This is a genomic window from uncultured Campylobacter sp., assembly GCF_938030785.1.
Lineage (GTDB): Bacteria > Campylobacterota > Campylobacteria > Campylobacterales > Campylobacteraceae > Campylobacter_B.
On sequence record NZ_CALHIK010000014.1, the window covers coordinates 1 to 6,799 of the forward strand.

Below are 6,799 nucleotides of genomic sequence, written 5' to 3' on the forward strand. Positions count from 1 at the left end.
TATGTGCTATACCGACAGGGTCGCAGCGAGTTCAGTCTGCCGCGCCGTCAGCGCTTTCGATTATTCGCAAAATTTCGCTTATCTTTTGCGGATCTTTGATGCCTTGCGCATCCTCTACGCAGCTGTTTAGATCGATTGCGTAGGGGCGCAGCGCGAGTGCCTCAAAGATATTTTGCGCACCGATGCCGCCTGCGAGAATGAAAGAGATCGCGCCGCCTTTGGAAGCAGTGCTACACTTATCCGCGCTATCATCCTTTGCGGTACCCAACTTGCCTACTTCGCCGCCGTCATTCGCAATATTTGGCGCGCCCGCCTCATAGTCATTTGCGCCACAATGATCGGAGCCCTCCTTCGCAGGCTCTATATTGTTTGACTGAGCAGCAGTACACGCACTGGCTCCGCACTTCTCGCCTCCCTTTGCGTCGCGGCCATAATTTTCTATTACAGGCTCCGCCTCGCTTGATCGGGTGACGGCATGCACAATTTTACTAGCCTCGCCGTCATTGGCGGCACGGTGATTATCGCTTTCTGTGGGCTTTGCGCCGCTGTTTTCAGTACACTGTGAGTAAAATTTTTCCTCGCCGAAATTCTCACGGATCGTACTGCGCTCAAGAGCGCCTCTCGCGTCGTCTGCGCTTTGCATTGCGCTGTCCGCGCAGTTTTTTTCATCGCTCGTTGCGCCGTCTCGTCCTTGGCAGCCAAGCCCTGCGCGTCGTAACAGATCCCAGTCGAAGCTCACGCCGTTGCCGCCCAAGCTCGCTCCTTTGGCGTCGAATAAGATCCGATCGCAGCTCAAACCCTCAAGCGGCGGCATTTCAGCGCCGATGCTTAGCACCTGCCACGCTTCGATGCCTGCCGCGTTAAGCCGCGCTTTGAAATCCGCGCTTATGTGTCCATAAATCTGAGCGCAGTCCAGCTCGCAAGCCTCGCAAATTTTTAAAATTTGCTTCTCGTTTAGGGTTCCCGAATTTAAAATTTCAAAATTTTGATTCTTTGCCGAGACGGGCACAGCACGGTTTGCGTTCAAATTTACATCCAAATCGTCGCACTTCTTTTCGTAAAATTCTGCAGCTTTGTAAAATTTCGCGTCGCCGCTCGTGCCCGCGTAAATTTTATCTTCACAAATTTCTTCGCCGCGAGTTTTGCTGCTAAAATTTTTACATTCGCACGCGGCGACGCCGTGTTTTTCGCAGCTCAAAGCAAAGACCCCGACGCACTTTGCGCCGTTTTTATGCGCGATGCGTGCGATCTCGCGCGCTGTTTCTACGCTAACGCGGCGCTTGGAGCTTGACACGAAGATCACGCCTAAAAATTCCACGCGCGCGCCTGAGCCGTCGCCCTGGCTTCGCAAATCGCTACTGAAATTTTTATCGTAATCGGAATTTTGCTCAGACATAAAATTTGCATGATTTTGCGCACGGCAGGTAAAATTCTCGCCGTCCTGATTAAAATTTTGCGCGAAATTTTGGCCGTCAGAATTGAAATTTCGCGTAGCATTCTCGGCGTCCGAATTAAAATTTCGCTCAGAATTTTCGCCGCAAAAATTAGAATTTTTTATCGAGCTCTCGCTACCCGATTGCGGTAAATTTTTGGCGCCGTCCGCGCGCTCTAAATTTACACATAAAGCCGAGCTGCACGCCAGCACCGCGCGAGCTTCGGCGGCGCTTTTGATGCCACAAATTTTGATCTTACTTCTGTACGACATATAAAAATTCAGTCACGTAAAGCTCGCGCGCGCTTAAATTTCTGCTCGCGCGATAGGTCGGATAGCGGATCTCTATCGTGCGCACAGAGCCTATGTGTGCGAGGTTTTTTAAAAATTCCGCCTTCGAGATAAAGCCCTCGGAATTAAAAGAGATTATTAAAAATTTCGCCGGGAATTCCGCCAGCAGCGCGAAAAATTCCTCCGCAGCACTTGCTTTTTTGTTGTAAGCCGAGCGGTTCCAGTCCGCGGGGATTCCAGAAACTCTGCTAAGCCCCGCAGCATTTGGGCGCTTGCCATCGTTTATAAAATCCGTGATCAAATTTAGCATGAAATAGTTCGAGCCGTAGGGGTGCTGATTATAGGGTGGATCAAAATACGCGACGTCAAGCTGCGAAAAGCGCTCGCGCGCGCTCTGTGCAAAGCGCGCGGCGTCCTCTTGAAAGACCGCGCTTTCGCAGGCAAAATTTGAAAGCACGGGCAGGCGCAGAGAAATCTCGCCCATTATGCGAGCTAGCGCGTTTTCGCCGCTGCCGCCGAACTTACCCACGCCCGCTTTGTCCTTGTAAAAGCCCTTGAAAACGCCGCCCGTGTTTGAGTGGATACTCGCCTCGCTAAGCAGAGGCGCAGTGAAAAAATCGCGAAACCGCTGCGGGATTTTGCATATCTGCTCGCAAAGCCCGCCCAAAATTAGGGCGTTTCGGCGCGTGTAAAAGGCACGCTCGCCCGCTTTAATATCTTGGTCGTCCTTCGGCGCGTACAGCTCGCTAAAAAAACTCTCCTTCGGCGTAAAATTTCTTAAAATTTCAGCGCGCAGCTCGCTCAAGTCTCGCCACAGCTCGTCGCTGAAATTTGAAAGATAGCAGGAGTTTATCGCGCGCGAGTAGCCCTCCAGATCGTTTGCGATCACGAGATTTGAGTGCGCTTTGGCCAGGCGCGCGACGATGCCGCTACCGCTAAAAACGTCCGCGAAGCTGATCTTGCCCTGCCCAAGCTCCGCCTTGATCTCGCAGATCGCCCGCTCGATCGGCACTAGCAGCGAGCGTTTGTTGCCCAGATAGCTGATGAGCTGCTCGCTTAAAAACTCCCTCTTTTCGCCGCTAGCCATCTAAGCTCTCGCCCCTACGTAGTTTTCGTAAAATTTCCACGTTTTGCCCGATCTGATCGCCTCTAAAATCAGCGGCTTAGCCTCCGCAGGGCTTGCTACGACATCGGCGCAGTATAGCGCAAACATCGCGTTTAGCACGACGATATCAAATTTTGGCCCGCTAAGCTCGCCTTTTAAAATTTGCTTTAAAGTTTCGGCGTTAGCCTCGCCGTCGCCGCCTTCTATATCGCCGTGAAATGCGCGTTTAAAGCCGAACTGCTCGGGATTTACGCGGTATTCTAAAATTTTGCCGTCCTTGACCTCGTGGATTAGCGTTTCGTCGCACAGGCTGATCTCGTCCATGCCGTCCATGCCGTGCACCACCAGAGCGTGCTTGCGCCCCAAAATCATCAGCGTTTCGGCGATGAGCCCGTTTACTTCCTCCAGATAATTGCCCACGATCTGATTGCTTAGGCTTAAATTCGGATTTAGAAGCGGTCCCATTATATTAAAGACGGTGCCTATTTTTAGGCGATTGCGAACCTCTTTGACCTCGGCGGTGATCTTGTGAAAAAACGGCGCGTGAAAAAACGCTAGCCCCGTGCGATCTAGCAGCGCTCTAATCTGCGCTAGATCGCTAAGTAGCGGCACGCCTAGAGCGTCCAGCGCATCGGAGCTGCCCGATCTGCTGGTGATCGCGCGGTTGCCGTGCTTGGCGACGCGCACGCCGAAGCTTGCCGCGATAAAGGCCACGGTCGTGGAGATATTGATCGTCTTTAGCCTATCGCCGCCCGTGCCTACGATGTCAAACATCGGGCTTGGATCATCGTAGGTGATCGAGTATTTTAAGATACTGCGCACGAGCGCCGTAAGGCTGCTTGGATAGAGCGACTTTTCGCTGATCAGCACGAGCAGCCCCGCAAGCTGCACGATATCGTAATCCTGCTCGTAAAGTGCCTTACAAACGACGGCGTAATCGTCGCTATCTAGCGGGAAGCCCTTTTGTAGCTTCAACATAAACGGGGCGAAATTTACCACGAGTTTCTCCTTTAAAATTATCTTTTTACCGTGATTGATGAAATTTTCGATGATCTTTTTGCCGTATTGGGTAAAAAAGCTCTCGGGATGAAATTGAATGCCGAAAACAGGCTTACTTCGGTGCTTCATCGCCATTATAATGCCGTCATTTTCGCTCTTTGCTAAAATTTCAAACTCGCGCGGCAGCGTAGCTTCGTCCACATAAAGCGAGTGGTAGCGCATCACTTCAAATTTACGCGGCAGCCCGCTAAAAAGCACGCCATCTGCGTAAATTTCGATCGACGAGCTCTTGCCGTGTAGCGGCACCTCCAGCTGCTTTATTTCCGCACCCGCCGCATATCCGATCGCTTGATGCCCAAGGCACACGCCCAAAATCGGCACATCCAAATCCGCGCGCAAAATATCCAGGCAGACGCCGCTGTCTTTTGGGTGATTTGGCCCGGGGCTTAGGATTATGTGCGACGGGGCAAGCTCGCGCACCCGCTGCAGCGTTATCTCATCGTTGCGGAAGTAGCGCACCTCCTCGTCGCTTAGCTCCAAAATGTATTGATAAATATTAAAAACGAAGCTATCGTAATTATCTATCATTAAAATCAAAATTTTATCCTTTTTTAGGGCGTTTGCGCCTCTTTAAAATTATAAATAGTTTAAATTTAACCGCTTTGCGGCGGCTAAATTTAGCGCCGTTTTAGCGCCGCTGTGGGCTAAATTTAAATTCCGCCCGCGGCTGCGGCATTATTACATCAGCTGCGACGTTACGCTGCTTTGTAGCCGATATACATCTCGGCTTTGCAGCGCCGAATGAAGCTCGCCGTTAAATTTAACGTCCTAGCAGCGATACGCTTTAAATTTAGCCAAATCAAACTCGCACCGAAGTAAACGGCGTACTCAGCTAGCTAAATTTAAAGCGTCTAAACTTCCTCGCATAGCTCCTCGATCGCTTTGAGCGGGCTTTTGCGCTTTTTGCAGATCTCTGCGTATTCGCTCTTTGGCGAGCTGTCGTAAACGATACCCGCGCCCGCTCCGATAAATACGAGATTGTTTAGCCCTTCGCAGCCGAAATTCTCCGCGCTAAATTTGGCAGTCTCAAACCGCATCGCGCGGCTAAAGCTCGGCTCGCTTTCTAAATTTAGCGCGCCGCCGCCTACGCGAGCTTTTAAATTTAATGTCGCGTCGCGTTTGCTTGCGCGCGGCTTTAAATTTTGTGCGCCGCGATTTACAAAGATCGCCGAGCGAATCAAGATCGCCTGCATCACGTCGCCGCCAAAGCGCCAAAATCCGATTCCGCCGCCGTAGATGCCGCGCTCATAGCGCTCCAGCTCATTTATGATCTGCATCGCGCGGATCTTCGGGCTGCCGCTTAGCGTGCCCGCAGGAAAGATCGTGCCGAGCACCTCAAACGCGCTTACCCCGCGCGGCTTGCTGCCGTAAATCTCGCTTACGATGTGCATCACGCTTTCGTAGCGCACGACGCGCATCGCGTTTTGCACCCGCACCGACGCGGGCGCGGCGAATTTGCCGATGTCGTTGCGAGCTAGATCGATCAGCATCCGATGCTCCGCAAGCTCCTTTTCATCGCTTAAAAGCTCGCGCTCAAGCGCCGCGTCGGCCTCGGCATTCGCGCCTCTGCTGCGGGTGCCCGCGATGGGAGCTACGAAAATTTCGTCCTTTTTGATCTCCATGATCAGCTCGGGGCTGGAACCCGCTACGCAGCCGTACGGCGTCGGGAAATGAAACATATAGGGGCTTGGATTGTTCTTTTTGAGCCGCTCATAAAACTCCAGGCTGCCCAGATTCGTGCCGACTTCTAAAATTTCGCCCAGCACAACCTGAAACACGTCGCCGCTTTTTATCTTTTCTTTTGCAGCCTCGACCATCGCGCTAAAATGCGACTCCTCGGCGCCCAGATCGGTTAAAATTTTAAATTTAAGCTCTTTTTTCTTAGGCTCCGGCTCAGACGCGCCTTGCGATTTCGAGCCGCCCTTTATCGCGGCGTCCGCTTTTGCAGCACTCTGCGGCGTGCCTTCCGCTTCGGCGGCTTGCTGCGAAGCCTGCGAGCTAAGCCCGCGCAGGCTTTCGTAAATTTGGGCATCTTTGCCGTAAAAATCGTAAATTTTGCTGATTTTATCGTAGTGCAGGTAGTTTGCGGCGTCGGCGTAAAAAAACGGCGGGAAGTCATACAGCGCCTGCTTCGGCGCGCCGATATTTTCAAACGCGCGCACGATGTCGTAGCCCAAAACGCCGAAAAGTCCGGCAAAGCTCGCGTTTTTAAACTCGCTCGCGCCCTCTTTCGCGCCCTTTACCTCATCAAATTTAAGCCTCAAAGCCTCAAAACTCATCTTAAATCCGTCGAAATAATCGCAATCGATGCCGATGATGACCTGCCTCTCGTCCTCTGCGAGGTAGCTTTGCGGATGCGTCTTTAAAATTTCGCGGTAGTAAAACAGCGGCTCTTCTAAAAGCATTTTCGTCCTTGGAATTTTTAGCGCCATTATACGCTGCTTAGCTTAAATTTGAGCGGGCGGCGCGAGCTAGAGCAGGCTTGAATGCAAGCAAAATTTTAGTAAAATTAGCAAATTTCAAGGAGAACGTATGAAGATTTTATTTTCCCCAAGCGAGATGAAAAGCGAGCTGGGCGGCGATCCGCGCATTTGCGAGCGAAATTTCATCTTTGCAGATCTTTACGAAAAGCGCCTGCAGATGCTGCGCGCCTACGCGGATTTCGTGGATAAAGCAAGCGAGGCGGAGCTTTGCAAGCTTTTCGGACTGAAAAAATGGGATGCGGCTCTGCGCGAAAATATCTTTGAAAAAGGCTGCGCGAAGGCGCTTTTGCGCTACACCGGCACCGCGTATCGCGCCCTAGGCTACGCGTCGCTAAGCGCTTCGGCGCGGGAGTTTGCGGAGCGAAGCACGATAATTTTTTCAAACCTTTTCGGCCCCGTGCTGGGCGGCGACGCGCTGCCGAACTACAA

General features: G+C 52.0%; 5 protein-coding genes. 1 reads left to right on the forward strand and 4 read right to left on the reverse strand.

The features are described from left to right. Nucleotides 1–31: 31 nt before the first annotated feature. The 4 genes from Q0438_RS00875 to Q0438_RS00890 form a co-directional block, all read right to left on the reverse strand. The gene (locus Q0438_RS00875; RefSeq protein WP_299186246.1) at nt 32–1,705 is read right to left on the reverse strand and encodes a hypothetical protein; all 1,674 of its coding nucleotides are present in this window, start codon (nt 1,703–1,705) and stop codon (nt 32–34) included. Next, entirely contained in the window at nt 1,689–2,810 is a 1,122-nt protein-coding gene (locus tag Q0438_RS00880; protein ID WP_299186248.1) for a DNA adenine methylase, read from the reverse strand. Before Q0438_RS00880 ends, Q0438_RS00875 begins: the two co-directional genes overlap by 17 nt. Next, nucleotides 2,811–4,424 carry an anthranilate phosphoribosyltransferase gene (trpD, locus tag Q0438_RS00885; RefSeq protein ID WP_299186249.1) on the reverse strand — a complete coding sequence of 538 codons (1,614 nt, stop codon included), beginning with the start codon at nt 4,422–4,424 and terminating at the stop codon, nt 2,811–2,813. A 314-nt stretch (nt 4,425–4,738) separates the two neighbouring features. After that, nucleotides 4,739–6,292 carry an anthranilate synthase component I family protein gene (locus Q0438_RS00890; protein ID WP_299186252.1) on the reverse strand — a complete coding sequence of 518 codons (1,554 nt, stop codon included), beginning with the start codon at nt 6,290–6,292 and terminating at the stop codon, nt 4,739–4,741. A gap of 127 nt (nt 6,293–6,419) precedes the next feature. On the opposite strand from Q0438_RS00890, the gene yaaA reads away from it, so the two are divergent. Further along, on the forward strand, nt 6,420–6,799 hold a 380-nt coding region (yaaA, locus tag Q0438_RS00895), incomplete at its 3' end, for a peroxide stress protein YaaA (RefSeq protein ID WP_299186256.1).

Coding starts and splice junctions, on each gene's coding strand:
- Q0438_RS00890 (WP_299186252.1), bottom strand. CDS start 6,292: ATGCTTTTAGAAGAGCCGCTGTTTTACTACCGCGAAATTTTAAAGACG.
- Q0438_RS00880 (WP_299186248.1), bottom strand. CDS start 2,810: ATGGCTAGCGGCGAAAAGAGGGAGTTTTTAAGCGAGCAGCTCATCAGC.
- Q0438_RS00875 (WP_299186246.1), bottom strand. CDS start 1,705: ATGTCGTACAGAAGTAAGATCAAAATTTGTGGCATCAAAAGCGCCGCC.